Consider the following 26275-nt stretch of genomic DNA (forward strand, 5'->3'; position numbering starts at 1 on the left):
GGATCGAGCCGGTGCCGACTCCAGGCTAACAAACACCCCGGAAAAGTGATTCCCGTGCGACGGGTCGACTCCGCGAAGCACTCGCACGCAGGCGCCGGCGCGGCTCCTCCCTCAGTCCCTCAGCAGGTCCGGGACCCCGTGCTCGTCCGGCATGTCGCGCTCCCCCGAGATCACGGTGAGCTGTTGCGTCGCCCGGGTGAGTGCCACGTACAGCACCCGCAGCCCGGCCGGGGACTCGTCGGCGATCTCCGCGGGTGAGACCACCACCGTGGCGTCGTACTCCAACCCCTTCGCCTCCAGGCTCCCCAGCGCCACGACACGCTCGCCGAGCTCCGCGAGCCAGGTACGGGCCTCGGCCCGGCGGTTCATCGCGACGACCACGCCCACGGTGCCGTCCACCTCGCCGAGCAGCCTGCGGGCCTCCTCGCGGACGGTCGAGGCGAGGTCGCCGTCCCGCACTGCTTCGAAGCGCGGCTCCACACCCGTCGAGCGGACCGCGGCCGGGGACTCCATCCCCGGCATGGCCAGCGCCAGCACCTTGGCCGCCAGCTCGGCGATCTCCGCCGGGTTGCGGTAGTTCACGGTGAGGGTGAACCGGCGCCGCGGCCGGTTGCCGAGCGCCTCGTCACGGGCGGCGGCCGCCTCGTCCGGGTCCGACCAGGAGGACTGCGCCGCGTCACCGACGATGGTCCAGGTCGCGTGCCGGCCGCGGCGGCCGACCATCCGCCACTGCATCGGCGTCAGGTCCTGCGCCTCGTCCACGATGACGTGGGCGTACTCGGTACGCTCCGCCGCCAGCCGCTCGGCCCGCTCGCGCTGCGTCTCCTCGCGCTGCGGCATCAGCTCCTCCAGACCCGTGAGCTGGTCCAGGGGGTCCGCCTCCCGCTGCCTCTTCGGGCGGGCCGGGGTGCCCAGGAGGGTCCCCAGCTCGTCCAGGAGCGCCACGTCGTGGACCGAGAGCGGACCCTTGCCGTCCTCGTCCAGCCGCTTCAGCGAACGGGCGAGACGGCGCACCTCCCCCTGATTGAGGATCCGGCGCGCCCATCTGCTCAGCCGCCGCTCGTCGGACATCGCGGCCAGCACCTGCCGCGGGGTGAGCTCCGGCCACCAGGCGTTCAGGAAGGTGAGGAACGGCGTCTCGGTGGACACGTCCTCGTCGAACGAGGAACGCAGCTCCGCGGCCAGCTCCGGGTCGGTGTAACGGCCCCGGCCGGACGACTTGTTCCACAGGGCGTCCAGGAGCAGCTTGCGGGCGCGCGGGCGCAGCAGGTTGACCGGCGCCGTGCCGCCGAGGACGTTGTGCCGGATCCGCCGGAGCTCGTCGGCCTCCAGCTCGACGCGCGCGCCGAAGGCCACCACCCGCAGCCGGGTGGGGGTCCCCGCCTCGGCGGGGGCGTCCCCGAACTCCAGCTGGCCCTCCTGGGGGGCGGGCCGGGGCGCGGGCTGCTCCAGGGCTCCGCGGGCCGCCTTGCGCACCACGTGGAGCATCCGGGACGAGCCCTTGATCCGGGCGACGGCGGGCTCGTCGTAGGTGGTCGCGCCCTCCACACCGGCGGCCTCGTCGGACAGCGAACCGACCGCGCGGATCGCGACCTGGCCCTCCTCGCCGAGCGAGGGCAGTACGCCTTCGGTGTACGCGACCAGGAGCGGGGTCGGTGAGACGACGAGGATGCCGCCCGCGTACCTGCGCCGGTCCTGGTAGAGGAGGTACGCGGCCCGGTGCAGGGCCACCGCCGTCTTGCCGGTGCCGGGGCCCCCCGAGACCTCGGTGACGGAGGCCGCGGGGGCACGGATCACCAGGTCCTGCTCGGCCTGGATCGACGAGACGATGTCCCGCATCGTGTGGCTGCGGGCCTGGCCCAGCGCGGCCATCAGGGCGCCGTCACCGATGACGGGCAGTTCGTCGCCCTCCAGCCGTGCGGTCAGCTCCGGACGCATCAGGTCGTCCTCCACCCCGAGGACCCTGCGGCCCTTGGAGCGGATGACCCGGCGGCGTACGACCCGGCCCGGCTCCTTCGGCGTCGAACGGTAGAACGGCGCTGCGGCCGGCGCCCGCCAGTCGATCACCAGCGGTGCGTAGTCGGAGTCGAGCACTCCTATACGGCCGATGTGGAGGGTTTCCGCGATCTCGGCGGTGTCGTCCTCCCCCACGGCGTCGTCCGCCGCCTCCACGGAGGTGAAGGCGCCGTCCGGGCCGCGTTCGCCGTCCTTGCCGCGCAGCAGATCGATCCGCCCGAAGAGGAAGTCCTCGAACTCACTGTTCAGCCGGTTCAGATGGACTCCGGCGCGGAAGACCTGTGCGTCCCTTTCGGCGAGTGCCCCGGGGGTGCCTACCTGGCCCCGTTTACTGGCGTCCTGCATGAGAAATTCCGCCTCGTCGATCTTCTCTTCGAGACGGCGGTAGACCCGGTCCAGATGTTCTTGTTCGACACCGATTTCCCGGTCCCGCAGTGAATCGACAGCGGCATCCTGCGCGGCCACCGAGGCCCCCTTCTGACGTGCATCGGGCAGCCGTCAACCGTACGCGAAAGGGGGCCTCCGGCGCACCTGCCGCCCGGATTGTGTCTACGCGTCGATCTCCACCAGCCGCTCGCCGCCGAAGGTGCGGACCTCGAAATGGCCGATGTCCCCGCGCGCCATCGCCGTGCCTCCGTGCACATACAGCGGGCGGCGCGCGTCCGGGTGGGAGGAATCCTTTATCCCGTAACCCCATTTCGGTACGGACCAGGAGGTGACGACCTCCTCGTCGCCGGTCCTGGACACGGCGACGAGGCTGCATTTCTCAGGGCCTTCGACGTTCACGAGCTCCAGGACCGTGTGCGTGCCCCAGGCCTTGGGCTCCATGCCGACCGTGGCGCCGACCCGGGTGGCGGGGTCGGTCGCCGTCAGCTTCTCCGGCATGTGGTGGAAGAAGGCGTCCTCGGCCGGGCTCGTGGGGTGCGGGCCGGCCACCTCGGTCCGCCGGCCCGCGTCCTCGCCGGCGGTGGCCGTGACCGCGACCACCGGACCACCGATCACGAGGACGGCCGCCGCGGCGATCAGACACCGGGCGCGACGCCGGCGCTGCGAGCGCTTCCGCGCGACCTCGTCGACGAGGCCGGTCAGCACCCGGGGCGCGGGGGGCTCAGGGACGTGCGGCACCGGGCGCGCGCCCGGGACGGCGGCCGGCGACTCCGCGAGCATCGCCAGCACGGGTTCCATCCCGGCGAACTCGTCGAGGTGGGCCGCGCACACCGCGCAGCCCGCCAGGTGGGCCTCGAAGGCGCTCGCCTCGGCCTCGTCCAGGATGCCCAGCGCGTAGGCGCCGGCGGCGTCGTGCCCCGGGCCCGGCGCGGGAGGCGTGAAGGGGTCGTCCGCAGGGCCGGAGGGGTGCCGGGGACCGAAGGGCTGCCACTCCTGGTCGCTCATGCCGTGATCCCCCTCTCCTCGAGTGCGAGCTTCATGGAACGCAGTGCGTAGAACACGCGGGACCGCACGGTCCCGCTGGGGATGCCGAGCACCTCCGCAGCCTCGTTGACCGTACGGCCTCTGAAGTAGGTCTCGACCAATGCTTCCCGGTGGGCGGGGGTCAAATCGTCGAGCGCGTCCGAGAGCGTCATCAGCCACAGCGCCTTGTCGATCTCGTCCTCCGCGGGGATGACCTCCAGCGGCGACGGATCGACCTCGCGGGGCCGGGCCTGCCTGCTGCGGTGGCCGTCGATGACGATGCGCCGGGCGACCGTCACCAGCCAGGGGCGGACGGAGCCGGTGGCCCGGTTGAGCGAACCGGCGTTCTTCCAGGCACGGATGAGCGTCTCCTGCACCACGTCCTCGGCCCGCTGGCGGTCGCCCGCGACGAGACGGAGGACGTACGCCAGCAGCGGGCCGGCGTGTTCGCGGTAGAGCGCCCGCATCAACTCCTCGTCGGGGACGCCGGAGGGAGGACGGGGCGGCGCACTGCGATGTCGGGCCCTGTGCGGACGGTCATCGGCCACGGCCGCATCCTTGCGCACCCGAACCTCCCGGTCGAGACCCTGTCGAGCTCTGTGGCCATCGGTACGGACGCGGGCGCCGGTTCATTCAGAAGCCGGGCGGCTTTCTTCCGGGAGTGAGCGTTCGAGACCGTTCAGGTCCTCATGTCAGGGCTCTCACGCGGCGCCGGTGCCTGGCCACCCGCTCCCGGTTGCCGCAGACCTCGCTGGAGCACCAGCGGCGGCGCCGCCCCCTCGACGTGTCCAGATAGAGCCGCCGGCAGGCGTCGCCCTCGCACCGGCGCAGTCCCGCCCGCGCGACCGGGTCGGTCAGCAGGTCGACGGCGTCGCGGGCCACCGCGGCGAGCAGCTCCCCGCACCCCGGGTCCGCGATGGGCGCCCGTACGAGCGCACCGCCCTGGCCCCGCACGGCCCGCAGCCCCGGCGGGGCGCCCGCTGCCAGCGCGTTGACCCGCTCCAGGGCGCTGTCCGCGCTCCCGCCGGTCAGCTGAGCCGTCATCAGCCGGTCGATTCCCGTACGCAACTGCCGAAAGCGCGTCACCCAGGTCTCGTCGACCGCCGCCAGCGGTGTCCCGCGCGGGACCAGCCGCGAGGCCACCAGCCACTCGGCGAGACGCGCCGGGCGGTCGAGCCGCTCGCACGCGCCGGAGGCCGGCCCCGTCGCCACCAGGTCCAGACAGACACGCCCCGAGTCGAACCGCCGGTCGTACGCGCCCGTGCCCGCCGCCATGAGCCTGTCACCGCCTCGGGGGGTCACCTGTGGGGGAGAGTCACCCCCAGAGTGCCCGCATCCGGCCCGGCCCGGAACCCCCGCGGGCACCGCCGTACCGTGTCCGCATGAACGACGCCACGGTCACGCTGACGGCCGGTCCCCTGCTCCTGCGCCCCTGGCGGCGGGACGACGTACCGGCGCTGCTCGCGGCGTACGACGACCCGGCGATGCGGCGGTGGCTGCGGACGCAGGTCCCCGACGCCGGGGAGGCGGAGCGCTGGATGACCGCGCAGGAGGAGGGGTGGGCTTCCGGGAGGCGGTTCAGCTTCGCGGTGACCGACACGGCCGGTCACGGTGAGCTCGTCGGCCACCTCGCGCTGAACCGTCCCGGCCCCGGGGCGGAGAGCGCCCGGGCCGGTTACTGGACGACGGCGTCGGCACGCGGCCGGGGCGTGGCCCCGCGAGCTCTCGGGGCGCTCACCGACTGGGCGTTCACCACCTTCGCCGAGGACGGGCTCCGGAGCCTCGACCTGTTCCACGAAGCCGGCAACGAGGCGTCCTGCCGGGTCGCGGAGAAGTCCGGCTTCCCGCTCGCCGAACTCGTCCCCGCCCGGCCCCCGCGCCATCCGCGGGGCGGGCACCGGCACTCCCGGCAGGCACCGCTCAGCGCTGCGGCGGGCCGTCGTGCAGGATGCGCTGGAACAACCGGTGGTCCTGCCACGAGCCGTTGATGTGGAGATAGCGCGGCGCCGTGCCGTAGAGCTCGAAGCCGCACTTCGCCAGCACCCGCTGCGAGGCCGTGTTGTCCAGGACCGTCCCGGCTTCGACCCGGTGCAGTCCGAGCCCGTCCCGTGCCAGCTCGCAGACCCGGTTCACGGCGGCCGTGGCCAGGCCCCGGCCCGCCCGGTCGACGTCGATCCAGTAGCCGAGCCGGGCGTTGCGGAAGGGCCCGCGCTCGATGGAGGCGAGCGTCATCGCCCCCACGACGCGGTCCTCGTCGTCGGCCAGCGCCCAGGGCATCGCGCGCCCCGCGTCCCGGTCCGCCAGCAGGCCCGTCAGCCGCTGGAGCTGGCCCTCCGGGGTGAAGAAGAGCTCGGGGCGCACGGGATCCCAGCGGCGCATGTACGCGCGGCTGCGGGTCAGGGTCTCGGCGAACGAGGCGGCGTCGTCCAGGGTCACGGGCCTCAGCCGGACACCGTCGGTCAGGGAATGGGCGTCTTCGATCATCCCCGCACCGTAGCGGCCCGTCAGGAGGCGTCGTACTTGGTGTCCGCCGAGGGGTCCAGCGCCAGCCGGTAGCCGCGTTTGACGACCGTCTGGATCAGCCGGGGCACCCCCAGCGCCGTACGCAGCCGGGCCATCGCCGTCTCTACCGCGTGCTCGTCGCTGCCGGTGCCCGGCAGGGCCCGCAGGAGGTCGGCGCGGGAGACCACCCAACCGGGCTTGCGGGCCAGCGTGTGCAGCAGGGCCATGCCGGCCGGTGGCACCGGGCGCAGGGCTCCGTCGACCAGCACGGCGTGGCCCCGGATCTCGACGTGGTGACCGGCGACGGGGAGCGCGCGGGCCCGGGCGGGCAGCTGGGCGCAGAGCACCTGGACGAGCGGCCCCAGCCGGAAGCGTTCGGGCTGGACCGTGTCGATGCCCTTCGCCTGCAGGGGCAGGGCCGTGACCGGTCCGACGCAGGCGGTGACGACGTCATGGCCGAGGGCGTCCAGCACCTCGGGGAGCATGCCGCGCGCCTCCGCCCGGTTCAGGTAGGACGCGGCGGCGGGGGCGCTGGTGAAGGTGAGGGCGTCGAGGCCACGGGCGACGGTGACGTCGAGCATGCGGTCGAGCGGGGTGATGTCCTCCGGGGGCATCCACCGGTAGACGGGTACGCCGACGACTTCGGCGCCCGCCGCGCGGAGCGACTCGACGAAGCCGGGCAGCGGTTCGCCGTGCAGCTGGAGTGCGACCCGGCGGCCCGAGACGCCTTCGCCCAGCAGCCGGTCCAGCACCTCGGCCATCGACTCGGACTGCGGCGACCACGCCTCGGTGAGTCCGGCCGCCCGGATGGCGCCCTTGACCTTGGGACCACGGGCCAGCAGCTCGATACCGCGCAGCAGTTCGAGCAGCTCGTCGCCGACGCCCCAGCCGTCGGCGGCCTCCACCCAGCCCCTGAAGCCGATGGCGGTGGTCGCGATCACGACGTCCGGTGCGTTGTCGATCAAATCCTTGGTGGCGGCCAGGAGTTCGCTGTCGTCCGCGAGCGGCACGATCCGCAGTGCGGGCGCGTGCAGGACCGCCGCGCCCCTGCGCGTGAGGAGCGTCCCCAGCTCCTCCGCGCGACGGGCTGCGGTCACCCCGACCGTGAAGCCCGCCAGGGGCCCGTGCTGTGCGTCGTCGTCGTGCATGGCGTGATACCCGGCTCTCGTCCCGCTGGTGCTCGATGATGCGGAGGACCGAGACTGTCAACCCTGCGTGACAGTCTCGGTTCTCCTGTATTTCCCGCCCGTTACGTCACACGACGTGTTGTGGTCACGCTCACACCTCGGCATAGCTGAGCTGCGGCTTCGCGGCCACCGCTTGGGTACGCCGAAGGTATACCGCCCACGTGAGGGTGAAGCAGACGGCGTAGAAGCCGAGGAAGCACCAGAACGCGGCCGTTCCGGCGCCCGAGGTGGCGAAGGACTGGCGGAACGCGAGGTTGATCGCGAGGCCGCCCAGCGCGCCGACCGCCCCGATGAGCCCCATGGCGGCCCCGGAGAGCCGCCGGCCGTACGCCGCGGCCTCCTCGCCCCGGAGTCCCTTGGCGATGCCCTGCGCGTGGAAGATGCCCGGGATCATCTTGAACGTGGAGCCGTTACCGAGCCCCGTCAGCACGAACAGCGCGATGAAGCCGACGAGGAACACCGCCAGCGACTCGATGCCGGAGGCGTAGACGACGACACCGGTGGCCGCCGCCATGGCCGCGAAGTTCCACAGGGTGATCCGGGCGCCGCCGTACCGGTCGGCGAGCCAGCCGCCCGCGGGCCGGATCAGGGAACCGAGCAGCGGGCCGATGAAGGTGAGCGAGGCGGCCTGCAGCGGAGTGCGGCCGAACTGGGTCTGCAGGACGAGTCCGAAGGCGAAGCTGTAGCCGATGAACGAGCCGAAGGTGCCGATGTAGAGCACCGCCATGATCCAGGTGTGCGGCTCGCGCACGGCCTGGAGCGCCGCCCCGGTGTCGTTCTGCACGGGCCGGAGGTTGTCCATGCGCAGCGCGGCACCGAGCGCGGCGAGGACGATCAGCGGTACGTACACCCCGAGCACGATCCGCGGGTGCGCGGCGCCCGCCGTGCCGATCACCAGCAGCCCGATGAGCTGGACGACGGGGACGCCGATGTTGCCGCCGCCGGCGTTGAGCCCGAGCGCCCAGCCCTTCTTGCGCAACGGGAAGAAGGCGTTGATGTTCGTCATCGACGAAGCGAAGTTGCCGCCGCCGATGCCGGTGAGCGCGGCGACGACGACAAACGTGGTGTACGAGGTGCCGGGCTCCATCACCCAGAAGGCGGCGAGGGTCGGCACCAGGAGCGACAGTGCGCTGAAGACGGTCCAGTTGCGCCCGCCGAACAGCGCGACCGCGAAGGTGTACGGCACCCGGACGATGGCGCCGACCAGGGTGGCCGTGGAGATCAGGAAGAACTTCCCGGCCGGGTCGATGCCGTACTCCGGCCCCATGAAGAGGACCATGACGGACCACAGGGACCAGATCGAGAACCCGATGTGCTCCGAGAGCACGGAGAACCACAGGTTCCTCCGGGCGACCTTCTCGCCCGTCTCGCGCCAGAAGGTCTCGTCCTCCGGCTCCCACTGCTCGATCCAACGACCGGCCATCACGCGCCTCCACAGGGGTCGGGGTGTTGTCCTGCCGACGCTAGGGAGCCCGCGTTTCGGTGCGGTGCCGTGAGGTGACCGGTGCGCAACCTTGCTCTCACTCGGCCGCCGGAGGTGCGGTGAGCCGGACGGCAGGGGTGCGGTGAGCCGGGCCGGCCGCACCCCTGCCGTCCGGGTCAGGCCCTGCGCGCCCCGCCGGCCCGGACCGCCCCGTTCGGCCACAGGCGCGGCCGGCGCTCGGCGGCGACGTCCTCGACCCAGCCGAACGCCAGGATGGCCATGCCGATCAGTGGCCAGACCACGATCAGGACCAACACCTCGTACGACTGTTCGATATACGTGTCGAACGTGTCGCCGAACCACGGGATGGACCAGAGCTCGTTGACGAGGTGCGCGGCCGCCATCAGCAGCAGGTTGTGCCACAGGTAGATCGTCACGGCCCTGTTGTTGGCCAGCGTGACCAGGCTGTCCCAGCCGGCGAGCCTGCCGGGGAGCTTCCTCCAGGCCGGGGCGTAGACCAGGAGGATCGCGCAGAAACCGAGGGACCAGGTGGCCTGGGCGAGCGGGATCTCGTCCAGGTTCCAGCCCTCCTCGGTGAGGTGCCCGGACGCCCACCACAGGCCGAAGCCCATGACGATCGCGGCGGACGACACCGCCAGATAGCGCGGGATCTCCTTCAGCAGCCCGTCGTTGTGGGCGAAGCCGAGGATCCAGCAGGACCCGAACACGGCGAAGTCCAGGAGTCCCTCACCGAAGGTGCCGGGGACGGTCACGAGTCCGGTGCCGATCACCGCGGTGAGGGCGACCGGGGCGAGCAGTGTGGCCCACGGCAGCCTGCGGAACGCCTTGAGCAGCAGGGGCGAGGCCAGGACGAACCAGAGATAGGTCTGGATGTACCAGAGCGGCCCCGCCGCCTGGTCCGCCCAGGTCAGCTCCAGCCACCCGCCGGTGGAACCGTTCTCCTCGGGGTAAGGCGGCGAGCCCAGCGGGAAGAGGTAGTTGCCGAGCTTGATGAACCACCACAGCCCCTCCTCCCGGACGGGCTTCCAGCTCAGCGCGAACATCACCGGCACGACGACGAGCGAGAACAGCCACATCGGGGGCAGCAGCCTGCGCAGCCGGCTGCGGATCACGCTGCCCGCGGGCCGGGCGAGCGAGCGGGCCATCAGCGAGCCCGCCAGGGCGAACATCACGCCCATGGACGGGAAGAGGACGGTCAGCCAGGCCCAGCCGAAGAGGTGGAAGACCACGACACGGACGAGGGCCACGGCCCTGAGCAGATCGAGGTAGCGGTCCCGCACGGGCCTTGCGCGGGGCGCGGGCTCCTGGCCTGCTGCCTCCGGGGCGGCGGTGCCGTGCTCCGGGTACACCGAGGGGACGGGGGCGACGGACGGGAGGGGCAGCGGCACGGTGGACGCGGCACCGGCCGGCGCGTGCCCCTGGTCGGGATGGGTCATGCCACCGGCCTCCGGTCCTTGTCCGTGTCCTTATGTCGGTTCCGGGTGCCGCCCGGTGCCTCCACCACGCCCGTACGCCGCAGCTTCTGCCAGCGCAGCCGGCCCCCGGTGAGAGCGGTGATCCAGGACTGGAGCAGCACGACGTACATCAGCTGCCGGTAGAGGATCTGCTGGAGCGGCAGGGAGATCAGATGCGTCATGCGCTCCCGGTCGAGCCGGAAGGCGTACGCGGCGCAGACGGCCTGCACCAGCAGCACGCCGAACCAGGCCGCGACCGTCTTCCCCGTCGGGCCGAAGACCAGTCCGTAGAGCAGGAAGACGTCGATGAGGGGCGCCAGCAGCGGGGCGACGACCATGAACAGGGAGACGAACGGCAGGCCCACCCGTCCGAAGCGGCCCGAGGGCCCCTTCTCGATGACCGCGCGGCGGTGCTTCCAGATGGCCTGCATCGTGCCGTAGGACCACCGGTAGCGCTGCGACCACAGCTGCTGCACCGACTCGGGGGCCTCGGTCCAGGCCCGGGCGTTCTCCGCGTAGACGACGCGCCAGCCGTCGCGGTGCAGCGCCATGGTGACGTCGGTGTCCTCGGCGAGGGTGTCCTCGCTCATCCCGCCGATCCGGTCCAGCCCCTCCCGGCGGAAGGCACCTACCGCGCCGGGAATGGTGGGCATGCAGCCCAGGAGGTCGTACATCCTGCGGTCGAGGTTGAAGCCCATCACGTACTCGATGTGCTGCCAGGCACCGATCAGCGAGTCGCGGTTGCCGACCTTGGCGTTGCCCGCGACCGCTCCCACCCTGGGATCGGCGAACGGCTGCACGAGCTCGCGCACGGTGGAGGGTTCGAAGACCGTGTCACCGTCCATCATCACGACGATGTCGTAACGGGCGTGCGCGATCCCGTTGTTGAGGGCGGCGGGTTTGCCGGCGTTGCGCTGGCGCACGACCCGGACGTTCGGGATCCACATCGCCTCGACGAGGTCGGCCGTACCGTCCGTCGAGCCGTCGTCGATGACGATGACCTCGATCGGGTAGTCGCTCGCCACCAGCGACCGGACGGTCGCCTCGATGCACTCACGCTCGTTGTAGGCGGGGACGAGGACCGAGACGGGCCGGGTGAACTCCTCGCCCCAGCTGAAGTTCCCGCGTCGCACCTTCCTGGCGTGCAGGAAGGACAGCAGCAGCATCAGGCCGAAGCGGACCATCACCAGCACGCCGATGACGGCGAGGCCCACCACCAGGACGCCGGTGACGTGTTCGGAGATCCCCACCGCTCCGACGAACGCCTTGCCCTTCCAGAGCGCGAACCCGGTGGCCGGGGTGTGCGCGCTGGGGGCGCCGAGCGCCGACGTCAAGTTGGTGAAGTCGTAACCCCGCTCCTGCATCTCGGGCAGGAACTTCCCCAGGGCGGCCACGGTCTGGGACCGGTCGCCTCCGGAGTCGTGCATCAGGATGATCGCGCCCTTACCGTGCCGGGGCGTGGCGCGCTCGATGATCGCGTCGACGCCGGGGCGCTTCCAGTCCTCACTGTCGGTGTTGTTCACGACGGTGAGGTAGCCGCGGCTGCCGATGTACTGCGTGACCGGCCAGGACTTGTCGTCCATGGCGTCGGAGAACGAGGAGTACGGAGGCCGGAACAGCGACGTACGGATACCGGCCGCGCCCGCCAGTACCAGCTGGTTCTGGGACAGCTCCCAGTCGATGCGGCTGGTGGACTGGAAGGAGAGGTCGGGGTGGTTGAAGGTGTGCAGCCCGACCTCGTGCCCTTCGTCGACCATCCGCTCGACGAGGTCCGGGTAACGCGAGGCCATGGTGCCGGTGACGAAGAAGACGCCGTGCGCGTGGTGCTTCTTGAGCGCGTCCAGGACCCTCGGGGTCCAGACCGGGTCGGGGCCGTCGTCGAAGGTCAGGACGATCTTGTGGTCGGGTATCCGGAGCGTCTCGGCTTCCTCGCCTGCCGCGCGGGCGTCGATGACCGGGCCGCCCTCGATCACCTTGTCGGGCACCTGGGTGGTGGGAGCGGGTGGCTGGACGCGGTGGTCGGCGAGGATTTCGCTGTGCACGTATCCGCGCAGCATGAGCATGGCGAGCAGGGCCACGAGAAGGACTGACGGAAGCAGGTAGCGCATGGGGAGTCTGCGCCTGACGGTCCGCTTCTTCTTCCGGTTGTGCCTGCCCCGCGAAACGGGGGTTGTCATCTACTGAGCGCCTTCTTGTGGTTGCACCGGTGATTCCGAGGGGTCCGGGGAAGCCGGCGGACTGTCGTCGACGGACGGCTCGGTGGTACCCGTCGGCGAAGGGTCACCTGCCGGCTGTCCGGAGACCGCGTCGTCCGGGACGACGGGCGCCGAAGCGGCGCCGGTCCGGGCGGGCTCGCCGGCCGCGGAGGCCGAGGCCCTCGCGCCGGGTCCTGCGGAGACGGACGCGGAGGGGCCGCCCGACGGAGGGGCGACCACGGTGCCCGAGGCCGAGGCGGAGGCGCTGGGCGTCGCTCCGGGGCTCCCTGACACGGTGGCCTCACTCGGGGCGGGGCGCACCTCGACCTCTTCGGCGTGCTTTTCCTCCTGCCGGGAGAGCGGCAGCCAGGGAGCGCTGGAGTTCCCCCCGAGCACGGCGACCACGAGCGTCACCGCGTACACCGCGCAGATCGCGGCGAGCACCCAGCCCACACGCCTGTACGTCTTGCTCCGGCGGCCGCTCTCGTCGACGAAGACCGGACCGTCGGACGGAACCGGCGGGCCGGGTTCGACGGGTAGTTCGAAGAGCTGACGCCCGAGTCCGTCGAGTTGGACGGTGACGTCGTTCGGCTCGTGCGTGTGCCCGGTACGGGTACCTTCGCGCCAATTTTCCACAGGTGATCGCACTTCCCCCACTGAATCAAACAGGTGCGCGGGAAATGACTGGAATCAGGCCAACGGAAGGGGCCCCCACCCCGTCCGCGCGCCACCTGTCGCCGAGCACCCGAAGCCCCGAATGTAGCGCACGCCGGCGGCCGGAAGAGGGCCGTATCGGCTGTTGTTCATGAACAGTGACTCATAAGTGATACATCGGCTTCCGGTAGCCATGATGTCCGTGGCCGTACCATCCATCCTTCTGTCGCCGCGAGTTCGGCCGTTGCGGCACGCAATGCGGAGAGGCCGGGGTGGTCGAGCCCCCTGCGCCACACCATCAGCAGCGGCGACAGCGGCACCGGCCGCACGAGCGGGCGCAGGACCGTCCCCGGCAGCGGCGGGAAGTCGACGACGGTCAGGACGGGGTTCCGCGACTTGGCCATCACGCGTTGGAATTCAGCCACTCCGACGGCCATCGGTGCAGGCGGGGCCAGCACGACGCCCCACTCCGCGAAAAGCAGGGCCGCGAGGTCCGTCCACTCGAGCGTGCGCGTATTGCCCGCCCCGGCGTAGACGGTTTCCCCGGTCAGATCACTCATCGCGACCTCCTCGCGCCCGGCCAGAGGATGACCGTGCGGCAGGAGGACGGCCATCGGCTCGTACCGCACGGGCTGTACGGCGAGCTGGGCCAGCACGGCGGGATCGAGCCCGGCGGCCCGCCCGAAGGAGACGTCGAGCCGCCCGGCGAGCACCTCACCGGCCGCCCAGGTCAGCCCGCTCTCGAAGCGCGCCATCAGCTCGCACTCCGGCGCGAGCTCCCGCGCCCGGGCCAGCACCCGGGCCGCCGTCATCCCGTCGGTGTTGAGATCCACGAGCAGCGCGCGGTCCGCCGGGTCCGCGAAGGCTTCGGAGAGCGACGCGTGGGCGTCCAGCACCCGGCGGGCGTGCGGGAGGAGGCGCTCCCCGTCCGGGGTGAGCGACACCTGCCGGGTCGTACGGACGAAGAGCTCACGGCCGAGCTCGCGCTCCAGCCGGCGGATGTCCCGGCTCAGCGCCTGCTGGGCGACGTAGATCCGGGCGGCGGCCCGGGTGAAGTGCAGCTCCTCGGCCACCGCCACGAAGGCGCGCAGGAGCCGGGGATCGGTATCGGATGAGGCCACGGAGGGAATTTACAACAGAAGTGCGTCAATGGCGTCGCATCAGGTGTTGGACGCCACGGGCCGCACGCTCCGAGGGTGAGGACGTGCCTCACGAAACCGCCACGCCCTCTCCCGACCGCGCCCGGCCCGCCCCGTCCAATCCGTACCTCCGGCTGCTCGCCACCCCCGGAGCGCGCGCGTTCACCGCGGGCAACCTCCTCGCCCGGCTTCCCATGGGCATGTTCAGCGTCAGCGCGGTCATCATGATCGCCGGGGCGCACGGTTCGTACGCCCTGGCCGGAGCCGTCACCGCCACCGGCCTCGCCGCCACCGCCGTGGTCGCCCCCTGGACGGCACGCCTCGTCGACCGGTACGGGCAGGCCAGGATCGCGGTGCCCGCGACGGCGGTCGCGGTGCTCGGGTCGCTCACCCTGGTGCTCTGCGTGCACTACGACGCCCCGGTCTGGACGCTCTTCGCCGCGTACGCCGCCACGGCCACCGCCCCGAACACCGGCGGCATGTCCCGGGCCCGATGGGCTCATCTGCACCAGGGCGACCCGGCAGCTCTGCACACCGCGAACTCCTTCGAACAGGCCGCCGACGAGCTGTGCTTCATGCTCGGCCCGGTCCTCGCCGCCACCCTGTGCGGGGCACTGTTCCCCGAGGCCGGCACCCTCGCCGGCGCGATCCTCATGATGACCGGCGTCCTGATCTTCGCCGCGCAACGCGCGACCGAGCCCCCGGTGGCACCCCGGATCCGCGCGGCCTCTCCCCTGCGGACCCCCGGCATGCCCGCCCTGCTCGCGGCCTTCCTCGCGACAGGCGCGGTGTTCGGCGCCCTGGAGCTCGTCTCGATCGCCCATGCCGGGGGCGCGATCCTCGCCCTCCAGGCGGGCGGTTCCTGCGTGGCGGGGCTGCTGTACGGGTCGCTGCGCCCCGCCGTGGACGTCCGGCGCCGTCTGCTGCTCTGCCTCACCGCGATGACCGCGCTGATGTCGCTCCCCCTGATCGCCGCGGCGACGACCGACTCCCTGCTCGTCCTCGCGGGATGCCTGCTGGTGGCAGGTGCCGCCACGGCGCCCACCATGGTCACCGTGATGACCCTGGTGCAGCGGCTCACTCCGCAGGCGCAGCTCAACGAGGGCATGACGCTCATGGTCACCGCGCTGCTCGGCGGAGTGGCCGCGGGTTCGGCGGTCGGCGGCCGTCTGGTGGAGCACTCCGGGACGGTGGCCGGCTACGCGGTGCCGATGTGCGCGGCGGCAGTGGCGCTGGTGGTGGCCACCGCCGGGACGCGCAAGGCCTGAGCGCAGGCGCCCGGAGAAAAACGAGGACCCCGCTGCCAGGGGCAACGGGGTCCTCGTTCACATGGGAATTGTGGAGATGGCGGGAATCGAACCCGCGTCCAACGGTGCGGAACCAGGGCTTCTCCGAGTGCAGTTCGCTACGCTTTTCTCGGCCCCGGAGGTCACGCGAACAAGCCTCCGACAGGCCCAGTCACTGTTTGATTTCCTTCTAGGCCCCGTGACCGGGCTTAGAAGTTTAGATCCCTAGTTGATGCCAGGATCCGGGTCGGGATCAACCCCGGGCTGACACTCCGCAGAGTCTTCGCTCAGCTGCTAATTAGGCAGCGAGGGCGAAGGCGGAGGAATCGCGCTTGGAATTGGCGATTATTGTTTGCGACATATGGTTTACGAGATCATTGCCGCTTCCTCGACTCGCTTCCCCTGCTTCGACATCCGCTGTCGAAACCGATCATCCCCATGTTGTTTTTTCAAAGGCGCACACCCTCTGTGGAGGTGCACGGCCCATCGTACGTGACCAACGCACGCGGATGCCACTGTATTCCGGCGGCTCAGGGGCGCGGGCCCCGGACACGCGCCGCGCAGGTCCGGCTACGCGCTGCGCTGGCGCCTGCGGGCCGCCGAGATCGCGCGGTTCGTCTCCCGCGTGTCCTGCTTCTCGCGCAGCGTCTGGCGCTTGTCGTACTCCTTCTTGCCCTTGGCGAGCGCGATCTCGACCTTGACGCGGCTGTCCTTGAAGTACAGCGCGAGCGGCACGATCGTGTGGCCCGTCTCCTGCGACTTGGACTGGAGCTTGTCGATCTCGGCCCGGTGCAGGAGCAGCTTGCGCTTGCGCTTGGCGGAGTGGTTGGTCCAGGTGCCCTGCACGTACTCCGGGACGTGGATGTTGTGCAGCCACGCCTCCCCGTTGTCGATCTGGACGAAGCCGTCGACCAGCGACGCCCTGCCCATCCGCAGCGACTTGACCTCCGTGCCCATGAGCACGAGGCCGCACTCGTAGGTGTCGAGGACGTGGTAGTCGTGCCGCGCCTTCTTGTTCTGCGCAATCATCTTGCGCCCGGTGTCTTTTTCCTTGGCCATAGTGCGGTCATTTTCGCACTACGACCCACCCCCGAGGCCACTCAATACTGTTTCGCCCCGCTGCTGGGCCTCCCGGTCCGCCCGCACGTCCGGCGTGATGCCGCTGCCCTCGACGGTGCGGCCCGCCGGGGTGCGGTACTGCCCGACGGTCAGTTCGGCCACCGAACCGCCCGGAAGCTCGCTGGGCAGCTGCACGGACCCCTTGCCGAAGGTGCGTGATCCGACGGCCACGGCCCTCCCCCGGTCCTGCAGCGCCCCGGTCAGCAGCTCCGCGGCGCTCATCGTGCCGCCGTCCACCAGGACGACCACGGGCCGGGCGGTGTCGCCGCCGGGCTCGGCGTACAGGGCGTGCTGCTCGCCGTGCACGTCGTAGGTGGCGACGAGCCCTCCGTCCAGGAAGGCGGAGGAGGCGGTGACGGCCTCGCTGACCAGACCGCCCGCGTTGGCCCGGAGGTCCAGGAGGATCCCGGCGTCCCCGGGTGCCTCGTCCACGGCGTCGCGAACCGCGGTGCCGGTGCCCTTGGTGAACGCGGCGACCTTGATCAGGACAGCGGCGGAGGGGTCCTGGCCGAGGCGCCGGACGCTCACCGGATCGGTGCTGAGCCTGGCCCTGCGCAGGGTCGTGTCCCAGGAGTGCCCGCCCCGGCTCAGCCCGAGGACCACGGAGGAACCTTCCGCCGCCTTCGTCCGGTCCCCGCGCAGCAGCGCGACCACCTCGGCGACGGGGCGCTTCTCGACCGGCCGGCCGTCCACGGTGCGCAGCAGGTCGCCCTTGCGGACCCCTGCCCGCTGGGCCGGTCCGCCCGCCCGGACCCCGCTCACGGTGACCTCGCCGCGTGCCGAGCGGCGGGCCGAGATCCCCACCCCGGTGTACGAGCCGTCGAGGGCCTGCTCGAACTCCTCGTACTCCCGCTCGTCGTAGACCGCGCCCCAGCGGTCCCCGCTGCGGCTGACGACCTCCTCGGCGGCGTCCGTACCCGACTTGCCGTCGGCCTCCGCGTCGGCGACCGCGTCCGCGATCTCCTCACGGTCCACGGAACCGACGGTGGAGGACACCGCACGGGTCTCTATGTCCGTGTCCGCGCCGGTCTCACGGGGCAGGGACCCGGTGGCCGCGGCGGTGGCCAGCACGCTCGCGAAAACCAGCGTCAGGGCCGCTCCGCGGCAGACACCGCGGGGTTTCACATGGTGCGTAAGGCCCAACATGTGGCCGAGTGTAGGACAACGCCCCGGCCGCACACGGTTCGTTGGCCGCATGCGGGACGGGGCGCTCGTCACACCTTGAGGTACTTGCGCAGTGCGAAGAGGGCGGCAACTGCGGGCATCAGCAACCCGATCGCGAGGACCAGCGGAAGCTTCGTGAGGACGGCTTCCCATCCGATGAAGTCGATCAGGTTCAGCTTCTCCTGGAGCGCGAGTCCGCCGTCGATCAGGAAGTAACGCGCCGCTATGAGGATCACGCAGGCGAGCAGTCCGCCGATCAGGCCGGCGAAGGCGGCCTCCATGATGAACGGCATCTGGATGTAGAAGCCCGACGCCCCCACGAGCCGCATGATGCCCGTCTCCCGTCTCCGGCTGAACGCCGAGACGCGGACGGTGTTCACGATGAGCATCAGCGCAATGACCAGCATCAGCCCCATCAGGAAGATCGCGGCCACGTTCATGCCGTTCATCAGCCCGAAGAGGTTGTCCAGGATGCTCCGCTGGTCCTGGACGGACTGCACCCCGTCACGGCCCGCGAACGCCGTCGCGACCACCTTGTACTTCTGCGGGTCCTTCAGCTTGACGCGGAACGACTCCTGCATCTGGTCCGGCGTGATGTTGCCGGCCATCGGCGAGTCGCCGAACTGCTCCTGGTAGTGCTTGTACGCCTGGTCGACCGTCTCGAAGAGGACCGGCTTCTCGACGGCCTCCATCTTCTCCAGGTCTGCCTTGATCTCCTTCTTCTGCTCGGCCGTGACGGCGCCCTTGGCGCACTTGGGCACGTCCTTGGCGTCGTTCTTGTTGCAGAGGAAGATCGAGACGTTGACCTTGTCGTACCAGTAGGTCTTCATCGAGCTGACCTGCTCGCGCATCAACAGCGCACCGCCGAACAGGGCGAGCGAGAGGGCGACGGAGATCACGACCGCGAAGGTCATCGTGAGGTTACGACGAAGACCGACGCCGATCTCCGACAGGACGAACTGGGCGCGCATGGCGTCCTTTCAGTACTCGATGCTCAGTGCTGGTAGCCGTAGACGCCACGCGCCTGGTCACGGACGAGACGGCCCTGCTCGAGCTCGATGACGCGCTTGCGCATCTGGTCGACGATGTTCTGGTCGTGGGTCGCCATGATCACGGTGGTGCCGGTCCGGTTGATCCGGTCCAGCAGCTTCATGATGCCCACGGAGGTCTGCGGGTCGAGGTTGCCGGTCGGCTCGTCCGCGATCAGCAGCATGGGGCGGTTGACGAACGCCCGCGCGATCGCGACACGTTGCTGCTCACCACCGGAGAGCTGTCCGGGCATCCGGTCCTCCTTGCCCCCGAGACCGACGAGGTCGAGAACCTGCGGCACGGCCTTGCGGATCTCACCGCGCGGCTTGCCGATGACCTCCTGCGCGAAGGCCACGTTCTCGGCGACGGTCTTGTTGGGGAGGAGCCGGAAGTCCTGGAAGACCGTGCCCAGCTGGCGGCGCATCTGCGGCACCTTCCAGTTGGACAGGCGCGCGAGGTCCTTGCCGAGCACATGGACCATGCCCTGACTGGCACGCTCCTCGCGGAGGATGAGGCGCATGAAGGTGGACTTGCCGGAGCCGGAGGAGCCCACCAGGAAGACGAACTCGCCCTTCTCGATGTCGAGTGAGACGTCCCGGAGAGCTGGACGGCTCTGCTTCGGGTAGGTCTTGGAGACGTTGTCGAATCGGATCACGGATGCACCACGGTCGGCCGGGAGTAGGTGAGCGTGACCATACGCGAACCGGGCTGACGCGTGCATTCGGCGTCCGGCAATGGGCGTTATGTACGGAACGTGACGGCGTACGAACCGGGGCGTGCCGGACCTGGGCCGCTCCTGACCTCGCGGGGCCGCGCCGAAACCCCCGCGACCTGGCACAGTGGTAGGGGGAACGGTTGGGTTTCCCGGAGCGTTGTGCGGAGAGAGCGTATGCGGCTCCGCCGCGCGGGAGGAGGAAAGCGCATGACCTACGACCGACTGGTGTGCGCGAACTGCGCGGCTCCCGTGAGCGAGGGCCGCTGCAGCGTCTGCCGGGCGAGCCGGGAGCGCATGCAGGAGAGCGGCCCGTTCGCGGGGCTGAACCCAGCGATGCTGATCGCCCTGATGGTGATCCTCACGGCCGCCCTGGCGCTCCTCGTGCACCAGGCCGTGTAGCCGGGCGACCACCTTTGGTTACGTACGCCGTTGTCACGCCTCCCCCGGGAGCACCTGCGGGCGCACCTCTTCGAGAAGCTCGGCCACCCTCACCTTCCCGTCCGGCTGTACGCTAGGGACGCGACCTGCGACACATCGGCGGGCAGGCGCGCGGAAAGCGGACAGCCCGGCGACCCCGGCTCACGCTCCGCTGACCAGCGTGCCCGCGCGCGCTCGCCTCGGGTAAGGCTGCGCTGCGCTGCAGGACCGTGAGCAGTCCGGTCTTCCCGCGGGTCGTCCGTTCCAGGCTTCTCGCCGGACACGTTGATCGGGTTGCCCGGCGGGTACGCGATGACGAAGGGCTCGACGACATCCCCCGCCAGGGCCTCGGAAGCGGTCCGGTAGGTGTTCAGGCCGCCTGCGCGCTCCTCGACCTCTCGCACTCCGCCGACATCCCGGGGCCCAACCGGTACGCCGTCGGCGCGCTCGCGGTCGTCTGCTCCGCCGTCAGCTTCTCCTCCGCGAAGAGGGAGAGCGCCTCGACGGAGACCGTGCCGGCATTCGCGAAGGCCGAGGCGTCACCGTCACCCCGCGCCGCGGAGAGCCGGGAGGCGGCGGACACCACGGCCTGAGGGTCCGCCCTCTCCCCCACGTCCCCGCACACGCCCCCACGCAGAGGGACCCGGCCCGCGCATGCGGACCGGGCCCCTCTGTGCGTGCGTGTACGCCGTCCGCTGCTAGGCGGCCGTACGACCGCCGCCGGCCAGACGCGGCAGGATGCGGAAGCCGATGCCACCGGCGATCATCGTCGCGGCACCGATCAGCAGGAACGTGGTCTCGGCCGCACCGGTCTCGGCGAGCTCGTCCTTGCCCTTGCCCTGCTCGACCGGCTGGTTGCCGATGCTGTCGGTGTCGGTGTTGTCACCGGCGTCCGGGTAGGACGGGTCCGACGGCTCAGCCGTGGGCGCACCGGTGTCGCCACCGGTCGTACCACCATCGCCGCCGCCGTTGGCACCGCCGCCGTTGGCGCCACCATCAGCGCCACCGCCGTTGGCGCCACCATCAGCGCCACCGCCGTTGGCACCACCGTCAGCGCCGCCGCCGTTGGCACCACCATCAGCGCCGCCGCCGATAACGCCGCCGTCAGCACCACCATCGGCACCGCCATCGGCACCGCCGTCAGCACCACCATCGGCACCGCCGTCAGCGCCACCATCAGCGCCACCATCGGCACCGCCATCGGCACCGCCGTCAGCACCACCATCGGCACCGCCGTCAGCGCCACCATCGGCACCGCCATCAGCACCGCCATCAGCGCCACCATCGGCACCGCCGTCAGCACCGCCATCAGCACCGCCGTCAGCGCCACCATCGGCACCGCCGTCAACGCCGCCGAGCAGGCCGCCGTCGGCGCCACCATCGGCGCCGCCGTCGGTGCCACCGTCAGCACCGCCGTCGGTGCCACCCTCGGTGCCGCCGTCAACGCCGCCGAGCAGGCCGCCGAGCACGCCGCCCTTTGTGCTGACCTGGGTCTCGCTGGCGTCCTCGTTGCCGATTTCGACAAAGCCCGCGGCCTGCGCTGCGCCCGCGGCCGTAAGCGAGGCACCCGCGGCGATAACCGCGCCGGCGGCTATCCGCGCGACGCGGATTCGCGTCTTCTTGGTCATATGTTGCTACCCCCAGTAGCTGATCTCGTCGATGGAGCAGCCCTATGCGGTCCACGGCCCTGCGGGGTCACTCTCTCTGCAGGGCCACGCCGTACCGTGGTCATCCCGCCCGCCCCCGTTCACACCTGTCCCAGACATAAGCGTGCTGCCCTAGCACCCTGTCCAGAGTTAAGGACTACGTCAAGGCCGTTCCGGGCGCATACGGTCCGCTATGGGGGCACTTGACGGGTATTCGGAATCACGACTGTGACTCATTCACCACAGCTTCCCCTCAACTCCCCTGCGTACCCGGCGGGGTGAGCACGCGGAAGGGCCCGGACAGGAGACCTGTCCGGGCCCGACAGCCTTACGGCCGCCGCTACTTCTCGCTCTGCTTGCGCCAGCGGATGCCCGCTTCGATAAAGCCGTCGATCTCGCCGCCGAAGACCGCTTCGGGGTTGCCCATCTCGAACTCCGTACGCAGGTCCTTGACCATCTGGTACGGGTGGAGGACGTAGGAACGCATCTGGTTGCCCCAGGAGTTGCCGCCGTCGCCCTTCAGCGCGTTCATCTTCGCCTGCTCCTCCTGGCGACGGCGCTCGAGGAGCTTCGCCTGGAGGACGTTCATCGCGGACGCCTTGTTCTGGATCTGCGAGCGCTCGTTCTGACAGGAGACGACGATGCCGGTCGGCAGGTGGGTCAGGCGCACCGCGGAGTCCGTGGTGTTGACGCCCTGGCCACCGGGGCCGGAGGAGCGGTACACGTCGACGCGGAGCTCGGACTCGTCGATCTCGACGTGGTCCGTCTTCTCGACCACGGGCAGCACCTCGACACCCGCGAAGGACGTCTGGCGGCGGCCCTGGTTGTCGAACGGTGAGATCCGGACGAGGCGGTGGGTGCCCTGCTCGACGGAGAGCGTGCCGTAGGCGTACGGGACCTCCACCGCGAAGGTGGTCGACTTGATGCCGGCCTCCTCGGCGTAGGCCGTCTCGTAGACCTCGGTCTTGTAGTTGTGCCGCTCGGCCCAGCGGAGATACATGCGCTGGAGCTTCTCGGCGAAGTCGGCGGCGTCGACGCCACCGGCCTCGGCGCGGATGGTGACCAGGGCATCGCGCGCGTCGTACTCGCCGGAGAGGAGCGTGCGGACCTCCATCTCGTCCAGGGCCTTACGGACGGACTCCAGCTCGGTCTCCGCCTCCGCGCGCGCGTCGGCGTCACCCTCGTCCTCGGCGAGCTCGAAGAGGACCTCGAGGTCGTCGATGCGGCTGCGCAGGGCCTCGGTCTTGCGGACCTCGGCCTGGAGGTGCGAAAGCTTGCTGGTGATCTTCTGCGCCGCCTCCGGGTCGTCCCAGAGGGACGGCGCCGCCGCCTGCTCCTCGAGCACGGCGATGTCGGCCTTCAGCGCATCCAGGTCCAGGACGGCCTCGATCGACCCCATGGTCGAGGAGAGGGACTTCAGCTCTTCGGAAATATCGACGACTGCCACGGGTCCAGCGTAACGGCTGGACGAGTGAACGTGTCCCTCCCCCGGAGCCCGGCCCCTCCCGGACGGCTCTCAGGGGGCCGTGGGAGCCGAATTCCGCGTGTCCTCGGGGGCTGCGCCCGGATCGTCGCCGCTCGTGGCGAACCACCCGCCCACCCCTATCGCCGCGCACACGGCGACCGCGGCGACACCCAGGGTGATCCTGCGCTTGCGGACCGCCGCCGACTTGTTCCGGGCCGAGCCGGGGCGCGGCCGGCCGGGGGCGCGCGGCGCGCGGGCAGTGCCGAGCGGGCCGCCGGAGAGCTCGTCGGGCGCGGGCACGCGCATGCTCGTGTGGGTGTCCCGGTTGGAGTCCGGGGAGGAGCCGGGCACCAGCGGGACCGCGCCGCGACGGCGGGGCTCCTCGGGGGCCGGCGTGTACTGCTGTTCGTCGTATGCCTGCGGCTCGGTCTCGTTGTCCGGCTCGTCGACGTCGAGCGGGGGTATCCCGGACAGCAGCGGCAGCAGCTCGCGCAGCCGGGCCGCGAGCTCGGAGGCGCGCAGCCGGGACGCCGGTGCCTTGGCGAGGCACTGGACGAGGAGCTGCCAGAGCTCCTCGGGGATGCCCGGCAGCGGGACGACCGTCTCGGTCACATGGCGGCGCAGGACGGCCCCGGGGTGGCCGCCGCCGAAGGGGGTGAAACCGGCGAGCAGCTCGTAGAGCACGGTCGCGAGGGCGTAGATGTCCACGGCGGCGCGCGGCGGGAGGCCCTCGACGATCTCGGGGGCCAGGTAGTCCGGCGTACCGATGATCTTGGTGGCCTTGGTGCGGCGGGGGGTGTCGATGAGCTTGGCGACACCGAAGTCGGTGAGCAGGGCGGGGTGCGCGCCGCCGGGGCCGGCCGGTCCCTCCATGTCGAGCAGGATGTTCTCCGGCTTGACGTCGCGGTGGACGACTCCGGCGCGGTGCGCGGCGGCGAGACCGTCGGCGACGTCCGCGATGACCGACGCGGCGGCCTCGGGCGCGAGGCGGCGCTCCCGGTCCAGGCGCGTGCGCAGGTCGGTGCCCCGCACCAGGTCCATCACCAGAGCGAGATCGGTGCCGTCCACCACGAGGTCGCGGACGGCGACGACGTGCGGATGTCCGAGCCCGAGCAGCGCGGTTCGCTCCTGCACGAAGCGGCCCACGAGCTCCTGGTCGGACGCGAGGTCCTCGCGGAGCAGCTTGATGGCGACCGGGCCCTCGGGCCCCTCGCCGAGCCACACCGTGCCGGCGCTGCCGCGCCCCAGGATCTGGTGGGCGGTGTACCGGCTGCCGATATTCCGTGCCAAGACTGCTCCCTCAGCGGCTGGCGTTGACCCCCGGTCGACAAAGTTACGCGGCGAACGGGGTCCTGCGTGCCCTGGATGGCGCCAACCTTCACTTCTGCGGGCGAATTGGGCCCGCAGAAGTCGACAAAGACACAGAGCAGGGGGGTGTTACTGGCCGCTCGTGCCGCCGGAGCTGCTTCCGCCGAGGTCCTCGAACCAGCCGGTGACCTTGCCGATGCCGTCCCCTATGGCGTCCCAGAAGCTCTTGCCCTGGGCCACCCAGTCCTGCAGCGGTGTCAGCTCCCAGATGAGCCAGGCGGCGACGATGAGCAGCACCACTGTGAACAGGCACCCCTTGAGGCAGCCGAGGCCGGGGATGCGCATCGGGTTGGCGCCGCGCTGCCGGGGCGGCCGGGGGGCCGGCGCCTGGGGCGGGGGCTGCTGCGGGGGCGCGTACTGCTGCCGCTGCGGCTGCGGGGGCCGCTGCTGCTGGGGTTGCGGCTGGTAACGCTGGGGCTGCTGCTGCGGCGGGTACTGCTGGGCGCGCTGCGGCGGCTGCTGCTGACGCTGGGGCTGCTGCTGCGGCGGCTGCTGCCGCTGGGGGCGGCGGCGCAGCGGGTCCTGGCTGGGGTCGAGGTACTGGACCTGCGTCTGCTCGTTGCGGTCCCGGGCGGCCCGGAGCTGCGACTGCCACGGGTGCGGCTCGTCGGGCCCGGGCGGACCGTCGGGGCGCGGCGGCACGGGCGGCATCATCGCGGTCGGGTCCGCCTGGCCGCCCCCGCCCGGGGTCTGCCGCATCACGCTGGTCGCGGCCGAGGGGTCGTACGAGCCCGCGTTGCTCGGCAGCACCTGGGTCGGGTCGGCGGCCCCCGGGGTCTCCGGGACGGCGGCCGGTGCCGGGTCGGGCGCGAGCAGGGCGCCCACGCCCTCGGCGGCCGCGATCTGCGCGGAGTTCGCGTGCACGCCGATGCCGGCGCCGACCGTGCGCAGCGCACGGGCGAGGTTCACGGCGCTGGGCCGCTGGTCCGGGTCCTTGCGCAGGCAGCGCTCGATGACCGTCCACAGCGGTTCCGGGACGTTGCCGGGGCGCTGCGGCTCCTCGCTGAGGTGCCGGTGCAGGACCTCGAGCGCGGTGCCCCCGGCGAAGGGGGGACGACCGGTGACCAGCTCGTACAGCAGGATGCCCGCGCCGTAGATGTCCACGGCGGAGGTCTGCGGACGCCCCTCGGCGGACTCGGGCGCCACATAGGCGGGCGTACCGACGAACTCGTGGGTCCGGGTCAGCCCCGGGGAGTCCGCGAGGCGCGCGATGCCGAAGTCCGTGAGCATCGGCTTCATGCCGCCGTCGCGCTCGTCGAGCAGCACGTTGGCGGGCTTCAGGTCGCGGTGCACGACGCCGTCGGCGTGGCTCGCGGCCAGCGCGTCCGCGATCTGGGCGGTGAGCAGCGAGGCGGCGACCGGGGTGAGCGGGCCGTTCTCACGGAGGTAGCGGTGCAGGTCGGGGCCGTCGACCAGGTCCATCACCAGGGCGAGGAGATCGCCCTCGACGACGAGGTCCCTGGTGCGCACGATGTTCGCGTGGGTGAGCCGCAGCAGCACGGAGCGCTCGCGCAGGAAGCGCATGACGACATCCGCGTCGTTGGCGAGCTCCTCCTTGAGCACCTTGATCGCGACGGTCTCGCCGGGCTGCCCGGCGACGGCCGCCTCGGCGCCCGCGGTCTCCCGCTGGCGGGCTCGCCAGACGGTGCCCGTGGCGCCGCGTCCGAGCGGCTCCTCGAGCAGGTACTTGCTGCCGACTGGCCGCACGTCACGCGCTCCCTGCTGATCGTTGTGCTCGCGGTCCCCCGGGGCCCGCCGGATGTTCCGGCCCACTCTAATGCCGCCGTACGGGGCACCGGTCGGTCGTACTCCGGTCGTGTTGCCGCTGTGTCACGGGAAGACGCCCACACGGAAGAGTTGGTTGCCGAACGAGTGTGCAGCACGTCCCCGGCAGGACCAAGCAGGCACTTTTACACCCACACTCAGCCATTCAAGATCACTAAGCGGTCACTCCCGGGCGTGTTGTCAGTGCCAGGTGCGAGGATGCCTGCAGCACAGAACTATGAGGTCGGGAGCCTCACGTTCCGTGACGACCTGTACCGGACGACGCGTCCGTGCCGGGTGG

The 26275-nt window shown here is 71.2% G+C and carries 23 protein-coding genes and 1 other RNA gene; 4 read left to right on the top strand and 20 right to left on the bottom strand.

All coding sequences use genetic code 11. From position 1 onward, the window contains the following. Nucleotides 1-111: 111 nt before the first annotated feature. The 4 genes from ACZ32T_RS06165 to ACZ32T_RS06180 form a co-directional block, all read right to left on the bottom strand. Nucleotides 112-2481, bottom strand: a complete 2370-nt coding sequence (locus tag ACZ32T_RS06165) for a HelD family protein (RefSeq protein WP_467263288.1) — start codon at nucleotides 2479-2481, stop codon at nucleotides 112-114. Between the two features lie 84 nt (nucleotides 2482-2565). Continuing rightward, nucleotides 2566-3408 (bottom strand): anti-sigma factor, encoded by an 843-nt coding sequence (locus ACZ32T_RS06170; RefSeq protein ID WP_467365603.1) that lies wholly within the window; start codon nucleotides 3406-3408, stop codon nucleotides 2566-2568. Then, entirely contained in the window at nucleotides 3405-3992 is a 588-nt protein-coding gene (locus ACZ32T_RS06175) for a sigma-70 family RNA polymerase sigma factor (protein ID WP_401512094.1), read from the bottom strand. The genes ACZ32T_RS06170 and ACZ32T_RS06175 overlap by 4 nt, the downstream gene beginning before the upstream one ends. A gap of 121 nt (nucleotides 3993-4113) precedes the next feature. Then, nucleotides 4114-4701: a CGNR zinc finger domain-containing protein gene (locus ACZ32T_RS06180; protein ID WP_467263291.1), complete on the bottom strand. Its 588-nt coding sequence runs from the start codon at nucleotides 4699-4701 to the stop codon at nucleotides 4114-4116. 107 nt (nucleotides 4702-4808) lie between these two features. Here ACZ32T_RS06180 and ACZ32T_RS06185 point away from each other — a divergent pair, with 107 nt between their 5' ends. Further along, nucleotides 4809-5414, top strand: coding sequence for a GNAT family N-acetyltransferase (locus ACZ32T_RS06185; RefSeq protein WP_467263293.1), 606 nt, complete (start codon nucleotides 4809-4811; stop codon nucleotides 5412-5414). Here the strand turns inward: ACZ32T_RS06185 and ACZ32T_RS06190 are convergent. From ACZ32T_RS06190 to ACZ32T_RS06220, 7 genes are all read right to left on the bottom strand, one after another. After that, nucleotides 5347-5910, bottom strand: a complete 564-nt coding sequence (locus ACZ32T_RS06190; RefSeq protein ID WP_467263295.1) for a GNAT family N-acetyltransferase — start codon at nucleotides 5908-5910, stop codon at nucleotides 5347-5349. The genes ACZ32T_RS06185 and ACZ32T_RS06190 overlap by 68 nt on opposite strands. A gap of 20 nt (nucleotides 5911-5930) precedes the next feature. Continuing rightward, entirely contained in the window at nucleotides 5931-7076 is a 1146-nt protein-coding gene (locus ACZ32T_RS06195) for a uroporphyrinogen-III synthase (RefSeq protein WP_467263297.1), read from the bottom strand. Between the two features lie 130 nt (nucleotides 7077-7206). Beyond that, on the bottom strand, nucleotides 7207-8538 hold the full coding sequence (locus ACZ32T_RS06200; RefSeq protein ID WP_467263299.1) for a nitrate/nitrite transporter: 1332 nt from the start codon (nucleotides 8536-8538) through the stop codon (nucleotides 7207-7209). A gap of 176 nt (nucleotides 8539-8714) precedes the next feature. After that, the gene (locus ACZ32T_RS06205) at nucleotides 8715-9995 is read right to left on the bottom strand and encodes an acyltransferase family protein (RefSeq protein WP_467365605.1); all 1281 of its coding nucleotides are present in this window, start codon (nucleotides 9993-9995) and stop codon (nucleotides 8715-8717) included. Further along, nucleotides 9992-12190: a glycosyltransferase gene (locus ACZ32T_RS06210; RefSeq protein ID WP_467263303.1), complete on the bottom strand. Its 2199-nt coding sequence runs from the start codon at nucleotides 12188-12190 to the stop codon at nucleotides 9992-9994. The genes ACZ32T_RS06205 and ACZ32T_RS06210 overlap by 4 nt, the downstream gene beginning before the upstream one ends. Further along, the gene (locus ACZ32T_RS06215) at nucleotides 12191-12844 is read right to left on the bottom strand and encodes a hypothetical protein (protein ID WP_467365607.1); all 654 of its coding nucleotides are present in this window, start codon (nucleotides 12842-12844) and stop codon (nucleotides 12191-12193) included. It abuts the gene before it with no gap. A 167-nt stretch (nucleotides 12845-13011) separates the two neighbouring features. Then, nucleotides 13012-13983, bottom strand: coding sequence for a LysR family transcriptional regulator (locus tag ACZ32T_RS06220; RefSeq protein WP_467365609.1), 972 nt, complete (start codon nucleotides 13981-13983; stop codon nucleotides 13012-13014). Nucleotides 13984-14066: 83 nt separating this feature from the next. Here ACZ32T_RS06220 and ACZ32T_RS06225 point away from each other — a divergent pair, with 83 nt between their 5' ends. Continuing rightward, a complete protein-coding gene (locus ACZ32T_RS06225) occupies nucleotides 14067-15269 on the top strand; it encodes an MFS transporter (protein WP_467365612.1) in 1203 nt (400 codons plus the stop codon). Between the two features lie 68 nt (nucleotides 15270-15337). Here ACZ32T_RS06225 and ssrA read toward each other — a convergent pair. From ssrA to ftsE, 5 genes are all read right to left on the bottom strand, one after another. Further along, nucleotides 15338-15725: a transfer-messenger RNA gene (ssrA, locus tag ACZ32T_RS06230) on the bottom strand. A gap of 132 nt (nucleotides 15726-15857) precedes the next feature. After that, complete coding sequence (smpB, locus tag ACZ32T_RS06235; protein WP_103760447.1) at nucleotides 15858-16346, bottom strand: SsrA-binding protein SmpB; 489 nt, start codon at nucleotides 16344-16346, stop codon at nucleotides 15858-15860. An 18-nt stretch (nucleotides 16347-16364) separates the two neighbouring features. Then, a complete protein-coding gene (locus tag ACZ32T_RS06240; protein WP_467263311.1) occupies nucleotides 16365-17552 on the bottom strand; it encodes a S41 family peptidase in 1188 nt (395 codons plus the stop codon). Between the two features lie 68 nt (nucleotides 17553-17620). Beyond that, a complete protein-coding gene (gene ftsX, locus ACZ32T_RS06245; protein WP_356708698.1) occupies nucleotides 17621-18541 on the bottom strand; it encodes a permease-like cell division protein FtsX in 921 nt (306 codons plus the stop codon). Between the two features lie 23 nt (nucleotides 18542-18564). Next, the gene (gene ftsE, locus ACZ32T_RS06250) at nucleotides 18565-19254 is read right to left on the bottom strand and encodes a cell division ATP-binding protein FtsE (RefSeq protein ID WP_031100680.1); all 690 of its coding nucleotides are present in this window, start codon (nucleotides 19252-19254) and stop codon (nucleotides 18565-18567) included. Between the two features lie 267 nt (nucleotides 19255-19521). On the opposite strand from ftsE, the gene ACZ32T_RS06255 reads away from it, so the two are divergent. After that, nucleotides 19522-19713 (top strand): hypothetical protein, encoded by a 192-nt coding sequence (locus ACZ32T_RS06255; protein WP_467263313.1) that lies wholly within the window; start codon nucleotides 19522-19524, stop codon nucleotides 19711-19713. Between the two features lie 248 nt (nucleotides 19714-19961). Further along, nucleotides 19962-20324 (top strand): hypothetical protein, encoded by a 363-nt coding sequence (locus ACZ32T_RS06260; protein ID WP_467365614.1) that lies wholly within the window; start codon nucleotides 19962-19964, stop codon nucleotides 20322-20324. Nucleotides 20325-20429: 105 nt separating this feature from the next. On the opposite strand, the gene ACZ32T_RS06265 is transcribed toward ACZ32T_RS06260, so the two are convergent. From ACZ32T_RS06265 to ACZ32T_RS06280, 4 genes are all read right to left on the bottom strand, one after another. After that, nucleotides 20430-21359, bottom strand: a complete 930-nt coding sequence (locus ACZ32T_RS06265; protein WP_467365616.1) for an LPXTG cell wall anchor domain-containing protein — start codon at nucleotides 21357-21359, stop codon at nucleotides 20430-20432. A gap of 358 nt (nucleotides 21360-21717) precedes the next feature. Next, nucleotides 21718-22824 (bottom strand): peptide chain release factor 2, encoded by a 1107-nt coding sequence (gene prfB, locus ACZ32T_RS06270; protein ID WP_467263318.1) that lies wholly within the window; start codon nucleotides 22822-22824, stop codon nucleotides 21718-21720. 69 nt (nucleotides 22825-22893) lie between these two features. Beyond that, entirely contained in the window at nucleotides 22894-24132 is a 1239-nt protein-coding gene (locus ACZ32T_RS06275) for a serine/threonine-protein kinase (RefSeq protein WP_467365618.1), read from the bottom strand. Nucleotides 24133-24279: 147 nt separating this feature from the next. Beyond that, nucleotides 24280-25917, bottom strand: a complete 1638-nt coding sequence (locus ACZ32T_RS06280; RefSeq protein ID WP_467263322.1) for a serine/threonine-protein kinase — start codon at nucleotides 25915-25917, stop codon at nucleotides 24280-24282. Nucleotides 25918-26275 lie beyond the last annotated feature (358 nt).

It is taken from the genome of Streptomyces sp. NPDC023573 (assembly GCF_055559735.1).